This window comes from Blautia massiliensis (ex Durand et al. 2017) (genome assembly GCF_051861785.1).
Taxonomy (GTDB): Bacteria; Bacillota; Clostridia; order Lachnospirales; family Lachnospiraceae; genus Blautia_A; species Blautia_A luti_A.
This window is the reverse complement of the sequence record NZ_CP146725.1, coordinates 877,346-896,922: the sequence shown is the minus strand read 5'-3', so window position 1 is coordinate 896,922 and position 19,577 is coordinate 877,346. Positions and strand designations below refer to the sequence as shown.

Genomic DNA, 19,577 nt, shown 5'->3' with positions numbered 1-19,577 from the left:
TATGAATTGCAGAGATATGATGCAGATCCCGGAGCTTACAGAAGTTCTGAAGCTGAAAGCAGGGGAAAACGGTCTGGAGCAGTCTGTTCGATGGATCTATTTTGCAGACTGCCTGCAGTGCGTCAAAAGTGAATACAGGATTGAAAGCTATATCCATGGAGGAGAATTTGTAGTTCTGACAAACCCAAGTGTCACAGATGACAGCCGGAAACTTCTGGAACTGATCCGCCAGATGTATGAACATGGAATCACGGCACTTGGAATCAACGAAGGTCAGATTTCCGAGGAGCTGATGAGATACTGCGAAGAAAAAAATCTTCCATTGTTTGAACTGTCGGAAAAGTATCCGTTGATCGATCTCTCTCAGATCATCTGCCGGAAACTCGTGCTGGAAGAGAACGACAGAAACGCCGCAGAGCAGCTGTTTTCGTCCATTTTGGATGCAGAACATTTAAGCAGGGAGCGGGTAATGGCGCAGGCCAGATATCTGAACATTGATCTTGAAGGCAGCTTTTTTGTAGCGGAATTTGCGTTTGCTTCCGAAAACACAGAAAGCGGGTGGGAGGACGATGATTCTCTGGCAGCAGGGAGAAATGTGAAGCGGATGCTCCGTGCTGAATTTTCCAGCTTCATAAAGCAGGACATCCTAATCCTTCCCCAGGCAGGCTCTATCCTCGCACTGATCCCGGACAGAGAGGAAACAGAAAGCTGTATAAAGGAAATTTTTTCAGGGATTGTAGACCGTGCACAGCGGGAATATGGCCTGGATCTTCGAATCGGTGTTGGAAACAGCAAGGCATATCTGGACGAAATCAAAAAAAGCAGAAACGAATCTTCCGCAGCACTTCGGGCGGCAGAAGTTTCCGGCTTGAAAGGGAAGATATTTTTTTACAGGGACCAGGGAATTTATACATTGCTTTCTCATGTGGATGATATCAGAATCCTGGATACCTATGTGGAAGAAAAACTTGGAAAACTGTTGCAGGCAGATGAATTGAACGATGGAAAATTAAGCGAAACACTGGAAAATTATCTGAACTGCAGCTGTAATGCAAAAAAGACAGCGGAGGAGATGTTTTTCCACAGAAATACATTAAATTACAGGCTGAAAAAGATACGGGAGATTCTGGACTGTGATCTTGAGAAGTTGGATACCTGTCTGGAATTGAAGCTGGCATTTTTAATCTGGAGATATCGGTATCGTGGATAACAGAAATCCGGGAAGCCGTGGCTGGCAGAATAATAAATCTTAGACAGCAGGTGTAAAAATCCAGAATGTGAGTGGGAAATCTACGGATTGGATATGCGAAAAAACTGAGATTGCAAGTTGTGCACCGTGCACAAAAAACATGCAACATAAAGCCTATTGATTTCATACCGGAAAATGCTATAATCTACCTAAATCAAAAAACAAAACAACATAGCAGATAAACGACAAAGGCGTCGGATGATAATACATCCGGCGTCTGTTTTTTTGCTTCCGAAGAGAACTCCGAGAGGAGTCCGGCAGGCAGAAAAACCGTGACCAGATAAAGGAGGAGAAGTATTATGACAGCAGCAGAATTAGCAACCGCATTACCGGAGATCGTAACCGCACAGGTTCCGGGACCGAAATCAAAAGAACTTCTTGACAGAAGAGACGGGGCAATCCCGAAAGCACTTTGCGGAAAAACATATCCGATCTGCATCAAGCAGGGATCTGGAGCTATGTTTGAAGATATGGACGGAAATAAATTCCTCGACTGGGTCGGCGGTGTGGGAGTCCTGAATATCGGATATTCTCATCCGGAAGTGATCGAAGCAGTAAAAAAACAGACGGAAAAATATTTCCATACCATTTTCAACGTATATGTACATGATGGCTATGTAACACTGGCAGAGAGACTGAACGAGATTATGCCATGTAAAGGTGACAAGAAAAAAACATACTTCGCAAACTCCGGTGCAGAGTGCGATGAGAACGCCATCAAGATCGCAAAAGCATTCACAAAAAGAAGCGGTGTGATCTGCTTCACAGGTGCTTTCCACGGAAGAACAAACCTGACCATGGCACTGACAGCAAAAAAAGCCTATGCAGTTGGCATGGGACCGTTCCCGGCAGGAATCTTTCGTGCACCATATCCATATGTATACCGTGCACCAAAAGGATATACAGAGGAAGAGGCAATCCAGTATTACATTGATGAGCTTCAGAGGATCTTTGACGAGGGCGCACCTGCAAGTGAAATCGCCTGCATGATCGTTGAACCGTTCCAGGGCGAAGGTGGATTTATCCCGGCACCCATCGAGTGGGTTAAAGCAGTCCGCAAGATCTGCGATGACAACGGAATCCTGATGATCGCAGATGAGGTTCAGTGTGGTAACTGCAGAACAGGTAAATATTATGCATCCGAGTACTGGGCAGAAGCAGGCGCAGCACCGGATATCATCACAACTGCGAAATCCCTTGGCGCAGGACTTCCGATCTCCGCGATCACAGCAAGAGCCGAGATCATGGATGCGGCACCAGCAGGAACCATCGGAGGAACCTTCTGTGGAAACCCGGTATCCTGTGCAGCAGCACTGGCTGTTATGGATGTGATGAAACGTGATGATTATGCAGGGAAAGCAAGACATATCGGTGAGACCGTTATGAAACGCTACAAAGAGCTTCAAGAGAAATATCCGGTGATCGGTGATGTACGAGGCCTTGGTGCAATGATCGGTGTCGAGCTTGTAAAAGATAAAGAAACAAAAGAGCCAGCAACAGAGCTTACCGCCAAACTGATCCAGAATGCGATACAGAAAGGTCTCCTTCTTGAGAACTGCGGAACTGCAGGCAATGTGGTACGTTTCCTTGCACCGCTTACCATGACCGATGAGCAGATGGAGAAGGGTCTTGAGATATTTGAAGCTTCTCTGAAAGAAGCATTGGAAGCATAAAGAAGATAAATACGGATCTGAAAGATCCGTCTGATGTAAGAAAAATATAAATCCGCTGTTCTGGCTGCGAGGATGCAGGAAAAAGGACAGCGGATTTTTGATTTACAAGAGAGGGAAAAGAGGAGGTTTTATATGGAACAGAAATCAAAATTTGACAAAGTAATGGGAGCCTGGGACATCCTGGTCATTGCCTTTGGTGCTATGATCGGATGGGGCTGGGTTATCAACTCAGGAGCCTGGTATACCTGTATTCCATTGCAGGAAAGGATATCTATCTGACAACCATCATCCTTGGAGTTGGTGTTGCGATTCTTATTACGTTCATCAATATCAAAGGTGCAAAAACAGCAGCAATTCTCCAGACTGTACTGACTGCGATCATTGCCATTGCCGGAATTCTTCTGGTAGTAGGTTCAGCAGTAAACGGCGATGCATCAAATATCACAGGACAGATGTGGGAAAGCGGCGCAGGAAATACATTGGGAAGTGTATTCAAGGTTGCCTGCATGACACCATTCCTTTTCATTGGTTTTGATGTTATTCCTCAGGCAGCTGAGGAAATCAATGTGCCTTATAAAAAAATCGGAAAGATCATGCTTCTGTCTATTTTCCTTGCAGTAGCATGGTATTTACTGATCATCTTTGCAGTCTGCTATATCATGCCTCAGAGTAGTATTGCACAGGAAATGAACTCGCAGAATGGTTTGGTTTCAGCAAAAGCTATTGAGATCGCTTTCCGGTCATCGCTGATGGGGAAGGTTCTGATCATCGGAGGTTTATGTGGAATTATTACTTCCTGGAATTCTTTCCTCATGGGCGGAAGTCGTGTTCTTTATTCTATGGGTGAGTCCTTGATGATCCCGAAAATGTTTGGAAAGCTTGGAAAAAATAAAACACCGGAAGCTGCCATTATCCTGTGTGGTGTTGCATGTGTAGTAGCTCCGTTCTTCGGAAGAGGAGTTCTGGTATGGCTGGTTGATGCGGCATCTTTCGGATGTGTTATTGCGTATATGTTTGTTTCTATCTCTTTCTGCATCCTCAGGAAAAAGAGACCGGATATGGAAAGACCTTATAAAGTAAAAGCTGGTGGCTTTGTCGGTGCTATGGCCGTGATATCTTTATTGTAGAAGAAGCAAAAGCTGCCCCGGAAGAGCCGATGGTACTTCCGGATGCAAAATATCCGGACAGACATTTTGTTATCACTGTTGGCTGCGAATGTGGAAGCGGTGGGCCGGAGATTGCACGTATGATTGCGGATTATTTCGGAATCGAGTATTATGACCGTGATCTGGTAGACAAAGTTGTACAGGAAATCGGTGTTGATAAAGGTCTGGTAGAAGAAGCAGATACCAGGATCGGTGTCCGTTATGCGTTTGATACTTCTTACGGTGTCCGCTATGCAAACCTTTCAAACCGTGTTATTGATGCCCAGTTCCAGGCAATCCATGAATTTGCAAAAAATTCCTGCGTGATCGTAGGTCGAAGCAGTGATTACATTTTGAAAGACAGCCCGGATGTTATGAATGTATTTATTTATGCGCCGAAGCAGGATGAAATTTCGGCAGTTATGAAAAGGAGTGGCTTAAACCAGCATAAAGCAGAGGAAGAGTGGGAAAATGTAGAAAAATCCCAGCATGCAAGACATGAGTATATCACCGGCAAAAAACGTGGTGACAGACATACCCGTGATATTCTCCTGAACAGCAGCCTTTTTGGATGGAATGCTACTGCACAGTTTATTGAGGAACTGGTGGAACGAAAATTTGGTCTGAAGGATGAGAAAGCATTATTAAAAGAAACATAGATCAATAAAAACGTTACTCTATGATAGAAAAAAAGAAGTGCTCCAGAAGGATAAAAGGATGTAAATGCCGGGGTGATATGATATAATCAGAATCACCCCGGCAGAGGTGATGGCACTGACCCCTGAAATAGCTGCCGGAATCTTGACAGCTGTAAAGGAGGAGTACAGGATGATTTTCGGGATGACGTATTTTCAGATATGTCTGTATTTTTTGGTTTATTCTTTTGGAGGATGGGTCGTTGAAGTTATCTTCCATGCAGTAACCTTGGGAAAAGTTATAAACCGGGGATTTCTCAACGGTCCGGTATGCCCGGTGTACGGATTTGGTGTACTTTCCGTGTTTGCATTGCTTAATACGCTTCAGAGCGGCGGACATCAGATGAGTGAGGGAATGATCTTTCTGTTTGGAATCGTTCTTGCAACTGCAGTAGAGCTGGTTGCCGGATGGCTTCTGGATGTATGCTTTCATGCGAGATGGTGGGATTATTCCAATAAGCCGCTGAATTTTCACGGCTATATCTGCCTTGAGTTTTCCCTGATATGGGGACTTGCCATTGTGATGGTCGTAAAGGTTTTTCAGAAGTATGTGGAGCGTCAGGCTTCTCATACACCTTCCACACTGGAATGGGTTGTTATGGCAATTCTGTATGCGGTGTATCTGGCAGATCTTATTGTAACAGTAGCGGTGATCCGCGGACTGAACAAGAAGCTTACCCGACTGGATAAGGTACGTGCGGATCTGCGGATCGTGAGCGATAAGCTCAGTGATACTCTGGCAACAACTACCATTGATACAGCACAGAAGGTGGGAGAGGGAAAGGTTCAGGTTGCTCTTGCTAAGGCAGAGCTCAGAGAAGCGACTGTGGCTCAGAGAGAAAAATCTGCCGAAATGCTTCGGATGAAGAAAGCGGAGCTTCAGGCACAGTTTGATGAGCTGTCAAGCTCTATTACAAACCATACCGTATTCGGCCAGGGAAGAATCATTAAGGCTTTTCCTGAGATGAAGCACAGAGATTATTTTGAACTGATCCAGGAACTGAAGAAAAAACTCAGATAAGAAAAATGAAACGTGATAAAGAGCTTCAGCTTATCGGATTCGTTTCTTTATCATTGGTCCGATGATCATGGCGATGATCATTTTTATGAGATCTGCCGGGATAAACGGAATTACACAGATTCCAAGAGCTGCTTTGAAAGTGGAATCTGCAACGATGCAGAACCATACAGTTCCGAAAAGATAGCATACAATTGTTCCTGCGATCATACCAACGAGCTGGATCAGAGGTTTATGGCAGTTGTCAATTACCAGTCCGGCAATAACAGCCATAACGATAAAGCCGATGATGTATCCGCCTGTAGGACCGGCCAGCTTTGCAGGACCGCCGGTAAATCCGGAAAATACCGGAAGACCTACAAGGCCAAGCAGAAGATAGATCAGATAGCTGATGGTTCCTTTTTTCCATCCGAGAAGATACAGGGACAGGTAGATGGCAAGATTGGTAAATGAGATCGGAACCGGACCGATCGGAATGGACAGCGGCGCAAGAATACAGGTGACAGCTGCCATAAGAGCGGTCATGGTGATCTCGTAGGTTTTTGTACGTGGTGCAGAGACAGTATTTGTCTGATTCATTTTGAAAGAGCCTCCTTTGAAAAAGGTAATATATTTACTGATTCGGGTAAGCAATGAAATGCTGTAAGTGTGTATGACAGATCATATGTACAGAAGGATGCTTACGCAGATTCGATCTCATAGGTGAATCCTGCATCCGTAATGGCTTTGAGAGTGTCTTCGATTCCCTGGCCACCTTCTGTAAGATAACCGGAAGCAAAAATAGAATCAACTACACTGAGCAGTTTTTTTTCTTCGTCTTTGAAATAAACTTCTCTTCCGGCAGCACATCTGATATCTGCTTTAGGTACAAGAAGTCTGGCCAGGCAGAGGACTTTCATGCAGTATTCTGTTGTCAGCTGGGAAATATCTGCATTTCCGAGAGGAGTTCCCTTGATCGGAAGAAGAAAGTTGATCGGCAGTGCTTCCGGCTGGATCTCACGTAATTCCAGAAGCATGTCAACAACGTCTTCCTTGCTTTCACCCATGCCAATGATACCGCCGCTGCAGATCTCGAAACCAAGTCCCTGAAGCATATGGATGTTCCGGACACGCTGGTCAAAGGTATGTGTACTGCAGATATTATGATAAAAGGAACGGCTGCTGTTCAGGTTATGGTTGATCCGGTCAAGACCAGCCTCTTTGAGCATTTTTGCCTGGTGCTCTGTGAGAAAGCCTATGGAGCAGCAGAGATGGGTTCCCTGTTCTTTCATTTTGCGGATCCTGCGGGCCAGCTCCTCGATTTCTTTATCTGTAAATTTCATACCACTCAGTCCGATACAGTGTCTGGATAAATGATAATCATTTACGAAATCATTATCCTGATATAATTTGTCTTCATCTACCCATTTGTATTTATCAATATCGGCAGTGGAACGACATGACTGGGCACAGTAGGCACAATCCTGGGAACAGTTGCCGCTGCGGGCATTGGTAAGGATGTGGATGCTTACCCGGTTTCCCTTATATTTGTAACGTAAACTGCTGGCACGGTCGATCAGTGCCTCAAGTTCTTCGTCCGGAGTATCTAAAATTGCAATGGCTTCATCTCTGGAAAGCGATGGAGCTTCTTTTTCGCATGCTGCAGTGTTCATGTCAATACCTTCCTTTTGAGCTTTTTTGTACGGGTATCACTTTATCACATAAAAATATTAATTGTCAACTATGAATATAATATAAGTTTACAATTAAAAACTGTAGTATTAAGGTATTGCTCGGACTTATCAAAGCAGGTAATTTCCTTGATTCAATTCTCACTTCAATATCATATCTTTATAAAATCTTAATACGGAAGCAGAGACTTTTATACTATCTTTGAAAGCAGTTATATATAATAAAATGCGTTACGAGGATAGAAATGTTACGATTATTAATAAGGAGTTCTGATCATTTATGCCGGAAAAATCATATAAGAAAAAACATATGACATCTTTTCAGCTGATTATCATGGGGTTTGCAGGAGTGATCCTTTTTGGAACCGTTCTGCTGATGCTTCCATTTTCTTCTGCGGAGAAAGTGATCACACCGTTTCATGAGGCACTTTTTACAGCCACTTCGGCGGTATGTGTTACAGGTCTTGTGGTAAAGGACACTGGAAGCTACTGGTCCCTGGCAGGCCAGACGATCATTCTTGCACTCATACAAACAGGTGGGCTTGGAGTAGTGACTGTGGCTGCGTCTGTTTCCCTTCTTTCCGGAAAGAAAATATCCCTCATGCAAAGAAGCACCATGCAGGATGCAATTTCAGCTCCAAAAGTCGGAGGAATCGTCAGACTAACAAGGTTTATTTTGAGGGGAACATTTTTGATCGAAGCTGCAGGGACGGTGTTGCTGCTGCCGGTTTTTATGGGAGATTATGGAAAAAAGGGAATCTGGATGTCAGTCTTTCATTCGATCTCTGCCTTCTGCAATGCCGGATTTGACATTTTGGGAACAGCCTCCGGTTCTTTTCCATCACTGACAGAGTATTCCGGAAATATACTTATAAATGTAGTGATCATGTTGCTGATCATTATAGGTGGAATCGGTTTTCTCACCTGGGATGATATTTATACAAACAGACTGAACTTTAAACGCTACCGCATGCAAAGCAAGATCATTCTTATAACTACAGCATGTCTGATTTTATTTCCGTCGGTGTTTTTCTATGTCTGCGATCTGAAAGAATTGTCCATGGGAAAACGCCTGCTGGCAGCAGCATTTCAATCGGTAACGACAAGAACTGCCGGATTTAATACTATAAACATTTCAGAGATGAGTGAGGCATCAAAAGCAGTTATGATATTGTTAATGCTAATTGGTGGTTCACCGGGATCTACAGCAGGTGGAATGAAAACAACAACTTTTTCAGTACTTATTTTAAATGCAATTGCGACATTTCGAAGTCAGGAAAATGCAGGAGCTTTTGGGCGAAGACTTGAATATCATGTGATAAAAAATGCAGCGACAATAGCCATGTTATATTTTGTCTTGTTCTTTGGCGGCGGAATAGCGATCAGTGTGTACGAAGGCCTTCCGCTTTTAGATTGTCTGTACGAAGCTGCTTCAGCTGTTGGTACGGTAGGTCTGACTCTGGGAATCACACCGGAACTTCATGTTTTTTCACAAGTCGTGTTGATCATACTGATGTATCTGGGACGTGTAGGTGGTCTGACCCTGATCTATGCGGTATTTTCCGGAAGAAATAAGGGAAATGCAAAGCTCCCTCTGGAAAAAATCACAGTTGGATAAGAAGGAGAAAAATAATATTATGAAAAATGTATTGCTTATTGGACTTGGAAGGTTTGGAAGACATATCGCCATGCAGCTCAATCAGCTGGGGCATGAAGTTATGGCAGTTGACTGGAAGGAAGAAAGAGTGGACAAAGTACTGTCATTTGTGACGAATGCTCAGATTGGTGACAGCACCAATGCTGAATTTTTACAGTCCCTTGGAATTGGAAACTACGACATTTGTTTTGTGACCATTGGAGATAGCTTTCAGAATTCTCTTGAAACAACATCCCTTCTAAAAGAACTGGGGGCAAAATTGGTGATATCCAGAGCAGAACGTGATGTTCAGGAAAAATTTCTTTTACGCAATGGTGCCGATAAGGTGGTTTATCCGGAAAAGCAGGTGGCAAAATGGGCCTCCATCCGTTATACAGATGATCATATACTGGATTATATGGAGGTGGACGCTTCCCATGCAATTTTTGAAGTGGAAGTGCCGGAAGAATGGGTTGGAAAAACAGTGGGTGGACTTGACATCAGAAAACGCTACAATATTAATATTCTGGCAGTAAAAAATGAAGAGGAATTCAGTATTGCAATTTCACCGGAAACATGTTTTGCAGAAAACGATAAATTACTGGTATTAGGAGAATACAGAGCTCTTCAGAAGTGCTTCCGCATATAGCTCATTGCCATGAAGAAAAAATTTTGACCACAGAACAGCTGCGTGATATAATTCCAGAAAACAGCAGCAGAAGGAGAATGAAAGAATGAGCTTGAAAATGGAGGATACAGTAAAAAACAGAACCTGTCCGAAACGGCCATTTACATGTTATGTGGAAAAACCGTCTGCAAAAGATTACTTGCTGACGGTTTTTATATTTGCAGTATGCACTTTGATCGGCCTGCTGTTTCAGAAACTGGATCTTACAGATACAAATATTGTAACGATATACATTTTGGGCGTATTGATCACTTCGATCGTGACAGATGGTTATCTTTGCAGTGTAGCCGGCTCCTTTTTAAGTGTATTCTTATTTTGCTTTTTCCTGATGGAGCCAAGGATGTCTTTTAAGACATATGCGGTGGGATATCCGGTGACATTTTTCATAATGCTTATTTCGTCCGTACTTACAGGAACCCTTGCGGCAAAGCTGAAAATGCATGCAAAGCTGTCTTCACAGCTTGCCTTTCGCACACAGGTTCTGTTTGATACGGATCGTCTGCTGCAAAAGGCAAAAAGTGAGACAGAAATCCTCGGAGTTACCTGTACACAGCTGATACGCCTGTTAAACCGCAGCATCACAGCATATGTTGTGGAAAATGGAACTTTATCAGAAGGAAAGCTTTTTTCCGGGGAAAAAGAAAGCACAGAGAATTTTCTGACACAGGAAGAACAACAGGCGGCCAGATGGACTTATGAAAACAGACAGCGTGCCGGCGCATCCACACAGTATTTCTCACAGGCAAAATGCTTATATCTGGCAATTCGAAGCGGGAATAATGTTTATGGCGTAATTGGGATCCCGATGCAAAAAGAAACACTGGACTCTTTTGAATACGGCATCCTGCTGTCTGTAATAAATGAATGCGCACTTGCAATGGAGAATGTACAAAATGCCATAGAAAAAGAGAGAAATGCGGTTTTAGCAAAAAATGAGCAGCTGCGTGGCGATCTTCTTCGGGCGATCTCCCATGACCTGCGTACTCCGCTTTGTTCTATTTCCGGAAATGCAGATATGCTTCTCAGTAACAGTGACCGTCTGGATGAAGCTACAAGGTATCAGATCTACACGGACATTCATGATGATTCAGAGTGGCTGATCGGAGTTGTGGAAAATCTGCTTTCCATTACCAGACTCAATGATGGAAGATTGAAGTTTAAATTTACGGATCAGCTTTTGGATGAGGTGATAGCAGAATCACTTCGGCATATCAGCCGGAAGCATGATGCGTATAAGATCGTGGCGGACTGTGAAGAACTTGTCCTTACACGTATGGACGTGCATCTTATTATACAGGTTCTGGTAAATTTGATCGATAATGCGATAAAATATACGCCGTCAGGCTCTGTCATCAGCATTCGGGGGGTCAAAAAAGCCGGGAAAGCACAGGTAAGCGTGGAAGATAACGGCCCCGGAATTCCGGATGAAATGAAGCCGCATATTTTTGAGATGTTTTATACCGGGAAAACAACCGTTGCAGACAGCCAACGGAGTCTGGGGCTTGGCCTGGCACTTTGCCGCTCTATCATAGAAGCCCACGATGGAACACTGGTTCTTTCAGATCATGCTCCGCATGGATGTAATTTTACTTTTACTTTACCATTAAGCGAGGTGACATTAAATGAATAAGACATTAATTCTGGTGGTTGAGGATGACAGACCTATACGGAACCTGATCGTTACCACATTAAAAACACATGACTATAAATATCTGGCTGCAGAAAATGGGGCATCAGCCATTTTGGAGGCTTCATCACACAATCCGGATATCGTTCTTCTGGATCTGGGCCTTCCTGATATGGAAGGAGTAGAGGTAATAAAGAAAATCCGTACCTGGTCGAATATGCCTATCATTGTGATCAGTGCCAGAAGTGAAGATATGGACAAAATAGAGGCACTGGATGCGGGTGCAGATGATTATATCACAAAACCATTTTCAGTAGAAGAATTACTTGCGCGTATCCGTGTCAGCCAAAGGCGGCTTGCCATAACGCAGTCAGGAAAACAGTCGGAAACATCTGTTTTTGAAAATGGTGGATTAAAGATAGATTACACGGCTGGCTGCACATTCCTGAAGGACAGAGAACTGCATTTGACGCCCATTGAGTATAAGCTGCTCTGCCTTTTATCCCGTAATGTTGGAAAAGTATTGACACATACATATATTACTCAGCAGATCTGGGGACGCTGCTCGGAAAACGATGTTGCTTCTCTCAGGGTTTTTATGGCAACACTGCGGAAAAAACTGGAGCCTGAAAAAAACGGTGTACAATATATCCAGACGCACATTGGAATCGGATATCGCATGCTCAGGATCGAGAAACCTGAGCAGGAAACCAAAAAAGATAGCATTAATCCTCAAACGATAATATAATCCTCTCATATGATGACAGTTTCTATAGTAAAAATCATAGAAAAGGACGGAAACAGACGATGAAGATCCTGGGGATTGATATCGGCACAACAACAGTCAGTGTCGCAATGACAGACACAGAAACGGGAAAGCTGCTTGCAAGGGAAACAGTGGAGCATAATTCCTTTCTGCAGAGCAGTAAGCCGGAACAGAAGCTGCAGGATCCGGAACGGATCTATGAGATCGTCCGGGAGCTTCTTATAAAGCAGCAGAAGGAGAATGGCTTGCCAGATGGAATGGGGTTTACAGGGCAGATGCATGGAATGCTGTATGTGGATGCTTCCGGTAAGGCAGTGAGTCCTCTCTATACCTGGCAGGATGGAAGTGGAGAGATTCCGCTGGAAAACGGAAAAACCTGTGCAGAGCTTTTGCAGGGAGTAGGTGCGGCGGCGTCCGGATATGGTGTAGTGACACATTTTTATCTTCAGAATAAAGGTCAGATCCCGAAGGATGCTGTAAGGATGACGACGATCAGTGATTATATTGCTATGCGGCTGTGTGAAAATACTGTCCCTGTTATCGGACTTGACATGGCGGCAAGCTGGGGCTGCTTTGACCTGCAAAAACAGGAGTTTCTGTATGAAGCCCTGGAGCAGGCCGGCGTAGATACTTCTTATCTGCCGGAAGTAAGAAAGGGACATTTTTTAGTCGGAGAAACAAGAGCCGGTGTACCGGTAATGGGATCGATCGGTGACAATCAGGCGAGTCTGTTTGGTTCCGTCCGGGATCTTAAAGATACTGTGCTCCTGAATGTAGGAACCGGCAGCCAGGTTTCCTTAGTGACAGAGAGGTTTATAGAATGCAGCGGCAGTGTGGAGCTTCGCCCCTGTACCGAAAACAGCTATATCCTCGTGGGAGCTTCCCTGTGTGGTGGTCGTGCGTATGCGATGCTGGAACAGTTTTACAGAGAAGCTGCAGAAACTGAAGAAAGACTGTATTCCCGGATGCAGGAGCAGGCAGAAAAATTTATTGAAAAATACGGAAAAGAAGCTGCATGGAAAGTAGATACAACTTTTTCAGGGACAAGAAGTGATCCGTCTCACAGGGGCATGATCGCAGGAATCGGTGTAGAGAATTTTCATCCTAGTGCACTGACAGTCGGTGTGATCTGTGGGATCCTTAACGAACTGCATGAGCAATATGAGCAGATGTGTCAGCTCACCGGAAAAAAGGCCACACGCCTGACTGGCTCCGGAAACGGAATTCGCCGAAACTCGCTGATGAGAAGACTGGCAGAAGAAATGTTCAAAATGCCGATGGAGATTCCTGAATATGAAGAAGAGGCTGCATATGGAGCTGCACTTACTGCGGGAAAGTTGGTTGCGGCAATGTAAGAAAAATTTTGTTTGACTTTTTGAAAAAGAGGCAATATAATCCTATCTTTGACAGTTGTAAGGTGACAAAACGGCTACAAACCCAGTAAATATGGGTGTTGTGGCCGTTTTTCTTTTTGCAGCGATATGTACTATATTATCCTTGCTTTGATTTTATCTGTTTTGTATTCTTGATGAGAGTCCGCATATCTGCTTTAGTAATGAATTCATGATCCGTTCTAAAATCAAATATTTTATGTAAGGCATCGGTTAGTTCGGTTCTTGTATAAGAGGGGATATATCCGCTCGCTGTGTTCAGCAGAGTCATTTGCATAGAGCGTAATGTTTCCAATATCTGGTCTGCTGTATAAAGATTCCCAAGTTTCTTTTCCAGTAGACGGTAGAGTAAAAGGCTGATGTAACAAGTCATGAAATGGGCTTTTATCCGATCTTCTCTTCCGACATAGATTGGTCTTGCTTCGAATTCTGTCTTCATGATCCGGAAGTTTTCTTCGATTTCCCAACGTTGTTTATTGATCCTTATGATCTCTGAAACATCACCTTCCAGGTTTGTGATAACTGCATAAAACCCATCATACATTTCTTCTTTCTGGATCTGTTCTTCATCAAGATCATAAACTTGTTTTTCAGCAATCTCACCATCAGTAGTAACGGAAGTCTTTTTCACGAAACGCATAGGATCGTTTTGGCTCTTCCCTTTTCTTTTGCACCCAGGTGTTGTGATTATCCGTTCAGCCCTTTCAATTTGTCGGGTGCGGATCTTTCGCTGGTAGGCTTTGTACTTAGGAGAATAAGTGACAATTAAAGTCTCATCCATGTCCCCTGTAACAACTGGTACTTCCTTGTAGTAGATCGTGTTATAGACTTCTTCATCTGATTCGTCTAGCGTACGGATGTCTATAAATTTATCCGCTCCGATCCTGCGGAACTGAGTCGGGTTCAGAGCAATCTCACGATCCTCTTTTTTCATTTTTTTCAAAGAATGTGTGATGATATAAGCACGGTTTCCTAAGGAATTGAATCTTCGGTTGGATGTACTTCCAAGTCCCGAATCCGAACAGTAAATGAATTCACTACAATTAAAATCTTGAAGGATTTTAGACTCCAATGATTTCAAAGTCGTCTGTTCGTTCTGGTTACCCGGAAAGATGTCGAAGGCAAGAGGAAGACCGTCTGCATCCATAAACAATCCCATAGTTACGATTGGATTAGGACGGTTTTCTTTACTTTTTCCATAGCGTCGGAAATCATCTTCTTCTTCGATTTCAAAGTAATAATTCGTGCAGTCATAATAAAGGACACGATCGTTTCTTGGATAGAGGAAATTTGTATTTTTATAAAGTTCACTCTGTATAAAATCAGATTCCCCTGCAATCACGGAAAGAGAACGATATACGTCCTGGAGACTGTATTTAGGCGGTTCCAACAAAGACTGACAGTACTCATAGCTGGCTAGCTTGCTGGCTGGGGAAAGAATCCTGGCATAAACGAGATCTGTGAGTATCGCATTCAGATCATATTTAAATTTATGTCTGCTTTTGATTGTTCGACAGACTTTGTCTAAACGGAGCTGAGTGCACAGTTCCTGAAGAAACAGATATCCAACATTGAAAGAACGACGCTCATTCATAGGGATAGTTGCCGCTTTGGAGAACTCTACAGACACTTTTCCGGTATGCTGCTTATAAAGTTCTGTTTCTTTTGCTGCCTGTTCCTTTGCCCACACCATCAACTTGTCTTCATTCCCATCAAACTGTTCCAGAAGGGCATTGTACTTCCCAAGTTTTTTATAAATACATGAAGAGGCTTTTCCGTTTTCTTTGCGGAAAGAACGATAAATATATACATCTTTATTATTTTTACTGCCTGTGATTGCGATATACATGATAAATAAATCCTTTTTTCTTTTATTATACCACACTATTACAAACAAGTACATATAAAAACGTAAAAATTGACATAAAAAATGCAGGTTTTATAAGGCCTGCAGGGTGATTTTTAATTATTCAACTGTCAAACTCCCGGTTTCAAGCGTGAGTTTTCCAAACTTATCGGCTTCTTGGTAGTTGCCTTAATTGCTGTCGGCTTGGTATTCAATGCTGGCGGTGTGAAAGATGTACTGTTAGAGCTGTTCAATAAGATTATCGGTGCATAAAATATTGAAATTATCTTTAATTGCAGAGCAAAAAATGATATGATAACATAAAATCTTTCATAAAAACAAAATACATTCTTTCGTGCTTTTTAAGATTTTTACTGTATCATTTTATTTAAAATTACTGTGAAAGGACGATTACTATGTTATCTACAATTTATGCTTTGCTATGTATTATAGTTCCTTGTTCCTTATATCAGCTTATTATTTGCAAGCGTCAAAACAAAAAACAAGAAAACAAAGCAATTCATTTTGTATGGGTATATGTTTTTCTGTTATATATCTACTTGACGTTCTCTGTTGCAGGTATAGGTAGTATTTGGGATATTGGAGATTATGATAAGATTATAAGATTAGAGGAAATCAATTTATTACCGTTTCAGTCTGAGGGGATAATGACTTATGTTTTAAATATTATAATGTTTTTACCTCTGGGCTTTTTAATTCCTTTAATTTGGAAACGATACAGAAATCCTCTGAAAATTTTTATGATAGGCTTCGGTTTTTCATTATCCATTGAACTTTGCCAGTTATTCAATCGGAGAAATACAGATATTGATGATTTAATGATGAATACGCTAGGGGCAGTTATTGGATATTTTATTTGGAAATTGACAAAAAGGTTATTTAAAAATATTAACCATAAATCTATTTCTCTTTCTAAACTAGAACCTATTGTATATTTAACTCTTGCAGTTTTAGGAGAATTTCTATTATTCAACTGGAGAATTTTTCTCTAGTGCTAACAAAATATTTACACAAAAAGCAGTTAGTCTTAGGATTGACTGCTTTTTTCGTACCTGAATTTCAGATTGGAGTGATGAAACAACAGAAAGGACGTGAGGAACAATGCAGGAAACAAGGGTGCTGGTGGAAACGAAAGGAACAACTGGCGAAGAAACAATATCATACTGGTTCGACCTGCCGATAGATGTTGTCGAGTTTGAAGAAAAGTTAGGTGTCGGTGCAGAAAGTCAAGATTACCGTATTATCGAAAAGGTGTTGCCTTATGCTGATGAAGTCCACGAACATACAAGCGTGTACCGGCTCAACGAATTAGATTTTATGTACCACCAGCTTTCAAGTGATATGCAGGAAGAATATACAGCACTTCTTACGGTATTTGAGAATTTAGAAGCACTTTATATTTGCAGGGACGTGATTACCGTTTATCCAGACTGCAAAAGCATGATTGATGTTGCAAGGCAAAAGCTGATGAGCGGCCCGACGTTCAAACATCTGTCCGAGGACTGTCAAGCCTACTATTTTGACTTTGAAGCCTATGCTTCTCACTTATTGGAAATTAGACGCTATCTTGTAACGGAACACGCTGTCTTTGAACTGCCAGAGTACCTACGAAGTAGATCAGCAGATAAAAGAGGGAGAACAGACAAGCAATGTGAAAGCAACCTATACCGTAAAAGTCCATGTGGACGCTGACGGGGATATGGTAATCGTTCAGAACCCTACCCTTGCACCAGCAATCGAAAAATCAGACTATGAGCCAAAGACACCAGAAACAGACGCAAGTGTAGACGCTGATACTGTCAATGACGCTACCGCATTTCTGGAAACATTCTTTAAGCTGTACCCGACAGCGACAGAAAAAGAGCTTGCCTACTATGTATCGGGAAATGTGATTGAATCTATCGGCAGGGACTACCTTTATTCTGAATTGGTAAACCCTATCTTTACAAAGGACGGGGATAATGTGAAAGTCAAGGTTGCTGTGAAATTCCTTGATAATCAGAAAAAAGCGATACAGGTATCGCAGTATGAGCTTGTGCTACATAAAGATAGCAACTGGAAGATTGTGGGATAATGAACAAGGCTTGCGTCATACGGTGTATGCTCTGTAACTGAACAAAGTGGAATGTGGGTATTTTAAATGCTGTTAAGGGTATTTGAGCTTAAAGTGCTTGCAATTGCTTTAGAGAAATATTAAACTTCTCTCGAAGTAATGGAGGGAAATACATTGAAACTGCAACTATTGGAAAAAAAAGATTTGACTGAAACGGAAATAGATATACGATATTCAAGTATGACACAACCTTTAAATCGGATTGTTCAATATATCCGTCAACAGGAATATCTTATACAAGGAATTTTTGAAAAAAAGCTGTATCAGATACCATTAAATGAAGTCTTGTATTTTGAAACCGTTGATAAAAAAACATTTATGTACACTCATCACAAAATATTTGAATGTAAAATGACACTTTCTGCTATTGAACAAGATTTAATAAGGTCAAATGTTGTAAGGATAAGCAAAACAGCCTTATTGAATATTTCTTGTCTGGTCTGTGTTAAACCTTACCCTAACCACAGATTATTGGCAGAACTTAACAATGAAGAAAATCTGATTGTTTCAAGAAAATATATTCCTATTCTAAGAGATAAGATAAGGAGTGGCTATTATGAATAAATTTTTAAGGACATATCTTCCTGCATTTTCTATGGCATTTACATTTATTATTTTGTATGCAACAATAAGCAATATTATAGTAGGATATTCTAAAGACAGATTTTGTTTCTTTATTTTGCAGGTGTTTGTTTATCTTATGGTGTCAGTGATTGTCGATTGGCTTCTATCATTTATAGATTTTAGCAAATATATACATCACTTTATTGCTGAAATGATTATATTATACCCAATAACCATTGGTGTGGCATTTATAGGTAAATGGTTTGCGTTTAGTGCAATTAACATTACATGGTATTCATGTGTCTATATTTTAATTATGATAGCTATTCATTGCTATTTTTATCATATTTCCAAAAGACAAGCTGATGAAATAAACAATTTTTTAAAATTAAGGAATAAGAGGTAATAGTAATGGGCGATATGACAAAATTTAATAGTGCTATTGAATATTATATATTTAATGTGTTGCTAATGTGTTTACTTATTTCCGAAATATTTATTTTCTTTTATACACGTTCAAAGCAAAATAGAACTGAAAAAATTGACACTAGAGATTTAGGAACGAAATGGTTGTTATATTTAAATTTGGTATTTTGTTTGATAATTAGTTTTCTATGTGTCAGTCAAAAAGCTCCATTTTACATAAGAGAATTGACGTTGCCTGCTTACTTTGCAAAAATTGGTATGTTAATTATAGCAGTCGGGATTTGTATTCGTATAAAAGCTGTTTTAACTTTAAAAAAGGCATTTACATTAAATGTTCAGATTAGTAAAGAACAACAGCTAATAACAAATGGCATGTATAAATTAGTCCGCCACCCTGCCTACACTGGAAGTATTCTGTCATTATTGGGCGTGAGTATTGCGTTAAAGAATATCCCTGCTATATTGATAGTTGCTATTTGTAGCTTTGTTTGCTATCAAATAAGAATAAATGTTGAAGAAGCAGTTTTACAAAAATATTTCAAAGGATATAGCTTATATAGAGAAAAAACATACAAACTTTTTCCGTACATATATTAAAATTGTTGATAACCAATGTTTTATCATTAAGGTAAGATTGCATTATGGAACGTTTTAAGAAGATTATTTAGCAAAATACAATTTATCGAAACACAATTTATAATTGAATATATCAATATTTTAGCTCGTACAAACAACAAGTTTTGTGCGGGCTTTTTTTATACTCAAAAATTTTTATCTTCAACTTAGCAAATCACACCTGCCATTCCCTATATGGTGCGGAAAGAGGGATAACCACTTTTCACGTCGTAAGACTGGATAGCATGGCGTTAAACGCTTGACACCAAAAAACAAAAATTGGTGTCAAATTGGTGTCAAAACAGAAAAAATCACAATTTCAAAAGAAATAAGATACTGCAAACCATTGATTTTAAAGGGTTTGCAAAAAAATATAAAAAATATTAGCACTCACCTCTTGACAGTGCTAACAAATAGTGTTATAGTTCTCCTAG

18 protein-coding genes and 3 pseudogenes are annotated in these 19,577 nt (G+C 41.2%); 18 read left to right on the top strand and 3 right to left on the bottom strand.

Features of this window, described 5'->3' with window-relative positions; translation table 11 throughout:
* The first annotated feature begins 1 nt into the window (after nt 1).
* The 6 genes from V9W66_RS04335 (at nt 2) to V9W66_RS04310 (ending at nt 5,783) form a co-directional block, all read left to right on the top strand.
* Nucleotides 2-1,210: a PucR family transcriptional regulator gene (locus tag V9W66_RS04335; protein WP_144092467.1), complete on the top strand. Its 1,209-nt coding sequence runs from the start codon at nt 2-4 to the stop codon at nt 1,208-1,210.
* Between the two features lie 338 nt (nt 1,211-1,548).
* Nucleotides 1,549-2,922: an aspartate aminotransferase family protein gene (locus V9W66_RS04330; protein WP_144092465.1), complete on the top strand. Its 1,374-nt coding sequence runs from the start codon at nt 1,549-1,551 to the stop codon at nt 2,920-2,922.
* A gap of 132 nt (nt 2,923-3,054) precedes the next feature.
* On the top strand, nt 3,055-3,201 hold the full coding sequence (locus V9W66_RS04325) for a hypothetical protein (protein ID WP_243121577.1): 147 nt from the start codon (nt 3,055-3,057) through the stop codon (nt 3,199-3,201).
* A complete protein-coding gene (locus V9W66_RS04320; RefSeq protein WP_243121576.1) occupies nt 3,132-4,049 on the top strand; it encodes an APC family permease in 918 nt (305 codons plus the stop codon). Before V9W66_RS04325 ends, V9W66_RS04320 begins: the two co-directional genes overlap by 70 nt.
* 29 nt (nt 4,050-4,078) lie before the next feature.
* The gene (locus tag V9W66_RS04315) at nt 4,079-4,726 is read left to right on the top strand and encodes an AAA family ATPase (RefSeq protein WP_144092463.1); all 648 of its coding nucleotides are present in this window, start codon (nt 4,079-4,081) and stop codon (nt 4,724-4,726) included.
* Between the two features lie 169 nt (nt 4,727-4,895).
* Nucleotides 4,896-5,783 (top strand): putative ABC transporter permease, encoded by an 888-nt coding sequence (locus V9W66_RS04310; protein WP_144092461.1) that lies wholly within the window; start codon nt 4,896-4,898, stop codon nt 5,781-5,783.
* Nucleotides 5,784-5,813: 30 nt separating this feature from the next.
* Here V9W66_RS04310 and V9W66_RS04305 read toward each other — a convergent pair whose 3' ends face one another.
* Nucleotides 5,814-6,359, bottom strand: coding sequence for a biotin transporter BioY (locus tag V9W66_RS04305; protein ID WP_015527251.1), 546 nt, complete (start codon nt 6,357-6,359; stop codon nt 5,814-5,816).
* Between the two features lie 101 nt (nt 6,360-6,460).
* The gene (gene bioB, locus V9W66_RS04300) at nt 6,461-7,432 is read right to left on the bottom strand and encodes a biotin synthase BioB (RefSeq protein ID WP_144092459.1); all 972 of its coding nucleotides are present in this window, start codon (nt 7,430-7,432) and stop codon (nt 6,461-6,463) included.
* Between the two features lie 298 nt (nt 7,433-7,730).
* On the opposite strand from bioB, the gene V9W66_RS04295 reads away from it, so the two are divergent.
* The 5 genes from V9W66_RS04295 (at nt 7,731) to V9W66_RS04275 (ending at nt 13,522) form a co-directional block, all read left to right on the top strand.
* Nucleotides 7,731-9,068 carry a TrkH family potassium uptake protein gene (locus V9W66_RS04295; protein WP_144092457.1) on the top strand — a complete coding sequence of 446 codons (1,338 nt, stop codon included), beginning with the start codon at nt 7,731-7,733 and terminating at the stop codon, nt 9,066-9,068.
* 19 nt (nt 9,069-9,087) lie between these two features.
* The gene (locus V9W66_RS04290) at nt 9,088-9,735 is read left to right on the top strand and encodes a potassium channel family protein (protein ID WP_144092455.1); all 648 of its coding nucleotides are present in this window, start codon (nt 9,088-9,090) and stop codon (nt 9,733-9,735) included.
* 97 nt (nt 9,736-9,832) lie between these two features.
* On the top strand, nt 9,833-11,404 hold the full coding sequence (locus V9W66_RS04285; RefSeq protein WP_420313814.1) for a sensor histidine kinase: 1,572 nt from the start codon (nt 9,833-9,835) through the stop codon (nt 11,402-11,404).
* The gene (locus V9W66_RS04280; RefSeq protein ID WP_144092452.1) at nt 11,397-12,149 is read left to right on the top strand and encodes a response regulator; all 753 of its coding nucleotides are present in this window, start codon (nt 11,397-11,399) and stop codon (nt 12,147-12,149) included. The genes V9W66_RS04285 and V9W66_RS04280 overlap by 8 nt, the downstream gene beginning before the upstream one ends.
* 59 nt (nt 12,150-12,208) lie before the next feature.
* Nucleotides 12,209-13,522: a sedoheptulokinase gene (locus V9W66_RS04275; protein ID WP_144092450.1), complete on the top strand. Its 1,314-nt coding sequence runs from the start codon at nt 12,209-12,211 to the stop codon at nt 13,520-13,522.
* Between the two features lie 136 nt (nt 13,523-13,658).
* Here V9W66_RS04275 and V9W66_RS04270 read toward each other — a convergent pair whose 3' ends face one another.
* Nucleotides 13,659-15,407 carry an IS1634 family transposase gene (locus tag V9W66_RS04270; protein ID WP_439362812.1) on the bottom strand — a complete coding sequence of 583 codons (1,749 nt, stop codon included), beginning with the start codon at nt 15,405-15,407 and terminating at the stop codon, nt 13,659-13,661.
* A gap of 413 nt (nt 15,408-15,820) precedes the next feature.
* Here V9W66_RS04270 and V9W66_RS04265 point away from each other — a divergent pair, with 413 nt between their 5' ends.
* The 7 genes and pseudogenes from V9W66_RS04265 (at nt 15,821) to V9W66_RS04235 (ending at nt 19,125) form a co-directional block, all read left to right on the top strand.
* Nucleotides 15,821-16,417, top strand: a complete 597-nt coding sequence (locus V9W66_RS04265) for a VanZ family protein (protein WP_144092324.1) — start codon at nt 15,821-15,823, stop codon at nt 16,415-16,417.
* Nucleotides 16,418-16,494: 77 nt separating this feature from the next.
* Nucleotides 16,495-16,608: pseudogene (locus tag V9W66_RS04260) on the top strand (conjugal transfer protein); the annotation flags it as partial.
* Nucleotides 16,581-17,027, top strand: a pseudogene (locus tag V9W66_RS04255) (antirestriction protein ArdA); the annotation flags it as partial. The pseudogenes V9W66_RS04260 and V9W66_RS04255, both read left to right, overlap by 28 nt.
* Nucleotides 17,026-17,499, top strand: a pseudogene (locus V9W66_RS04250) (conjugal transfer protein); the annotation flags it as partial. The pseudogenes V9W66_RS04255 and V9W66_RS04250, both read left to right, overlap by 2 nt.
* A 153-nt stretch (nt 17,500-17,652) precedes the next feature.
* Nucleotides 17,653-18,102, top strand: coding sequence for a LytTR family DNA-binding domain-containing protein (locus V9W66_RS04245; protein WP_028087498.1), 450 nt, complete (start codon nt 17,653-17,655; stop codon nt 18,100-18,102).
* Complete coding sequence (locus tag V9W66_RS04240; protein WP_144092326.1) at nt 18,095-18,508, top strand: hypothetical protein; 414 nt, start codon at nt 18,095-18,097, stop codon at nt 18,506-18,508. The genes V9W66_RS04245 and V9W66_RS04240 overlap by 8 nt, the downstream gene beginning before the upstream one ends.
* Before the next feature lie 5 nt (nt 18,509-18,513).
* Nucleotides 18,514-19,125: a methyltransferase family protein gene (locus V9W66_RS04235; RefSeq protein WP_144092329.1), complete on the top strand. Its 612-nt coding sequence runs from the start codon at nt 18,514-18,516 to the stop codon at nt 19,123-19,125.
* The last annotated feature ends 452 nt before the right edge of the window (nt 19,126-19,577 follow it).

What these genes read in the sequence shown, in the direction of transcription:
- V9W66_RS04335 (WP_144092467.1), top strand. Translation starts at nt 2, where the DNA reads ATGAATTGCAGAGATATGATGCAGATCCCGGAGCTTACAGAAGTTCTG.
- V9W66_RS04330 (WP_144092465.1), top strand. Translation starts at nt 1,549, where the DNA reads ATGACAGCAGCAGAATTAGCAACCGCATTACCGGAGATCGTAACCGCA.
- V9W66_RS04325 (WP_243121577.1), top strand. Translation starts at nt 3,055, where the DNA reads ATGGAACAGAAATCAAAATTTGACAAAGTAATGGGAGCCTGGGACATC.
- V9W66_RS04320 (WP_243121576.1), top strand. Translation starts at nt 3,132, where the DNA reads ATGGGGCTGGGTTATCAACTCAGGAGCCTGGTATACCTGTATTCCATT.
- V9W66_RS04315 (WP_144092463.1), top strand. Translation starts at nt 4,079, where the DNA reads ATGGTACTTCCGGATGCAAAATATCCGGACAGACATTTTGTTATCACT.
- V9W66_RS04310 (WP_144092461.1), top strand. Translation starts at nt 4,896, where the DNA reads ATGATTTTCGGGATGACGTATTTTCAGATATGTCTGTATTTTTTGGTT.
- V9W66_RS04305 (WP_015527251.1), bottom strand. Translation starts at nt 6,359, where the DNA reads ATGAATCAGACAAATACTGTCTCTGCACCACGTACAAAAACCTACGAG.
- bioB (WP_144092459.1), bottom strand. Translation starts at nt 7,432, where the DNA reads ATGAACACTGCAGCATGCGAAAAAGAAGCTCCATCGCTTTCCAGAGAT.
- V9W66_RS04295 (WP_144092457.1), top strand. Translation starts at nt 7,731, where the DNA reads ATGCCGGAAAAATCATATAAGAAAAAACATATGACATCTTTTCAGCTG.
- V9W66_RS04290 (WP_144092455.1), top strand. Translation starts at nt 9,088, where the DNA reads ATGAAAAATGTATTGCTTATTGGACTTGGAAGGTTTGGAAGACATATC.
- V9W66_RS04285 (WP_420313814.1), top strand. Translation starts at nt 9,833, where the DNA reads ATGGAGGATACAGTAAAAAACAGAACCTGTCCGAAACGGCCATTTACA.
- V9W66_RS04280 (WP_144092452.1), top strand. Translation starts at nt 11,397, where the DNA reads ATGAATAAGACATTAATTCTGGTGGTTGAGGATGACAGACCTATACGG.
- V9W66_RS04275 (WP_144092450.1), top strand. Translation starts at nt 12,209, where the DNA reads ATGAAGATCCTGGGGATTGATATCGGCACAACAACAGTCAGTGTCGCA.
- V9W66_RS04270 (WP_439362812.1), bottom strand. Translation starts at nt 15,407, where the DNA reads ATGTATATCGCAATCACAGGCAGTAAAAATAATAAAGATGTATATATT.
- V9W66_RS04265 (WP_144092324.1), top strand. Translation starts at nt 15,821, where the DNA reads ATGTTATCTACAATTTATGCTTTGCTATGTATTATAGTTCCTTGTTCC.
- V9W66_RS04240 (WP_144092326.1), top strand. Translation starts at nt 18,095, where the DNA reads ATGAATAAATTTTTAAGGACATATCTTCCTGCATTTTCTATGGCATTT.
- V9W66_RS04235 (WP_144092329.1), top strand. Translation starts at nt 18,514, where the DNA reads ATGGGCGATATGACAAAATTTAATAGTGCTATTGAATATTATATATTT.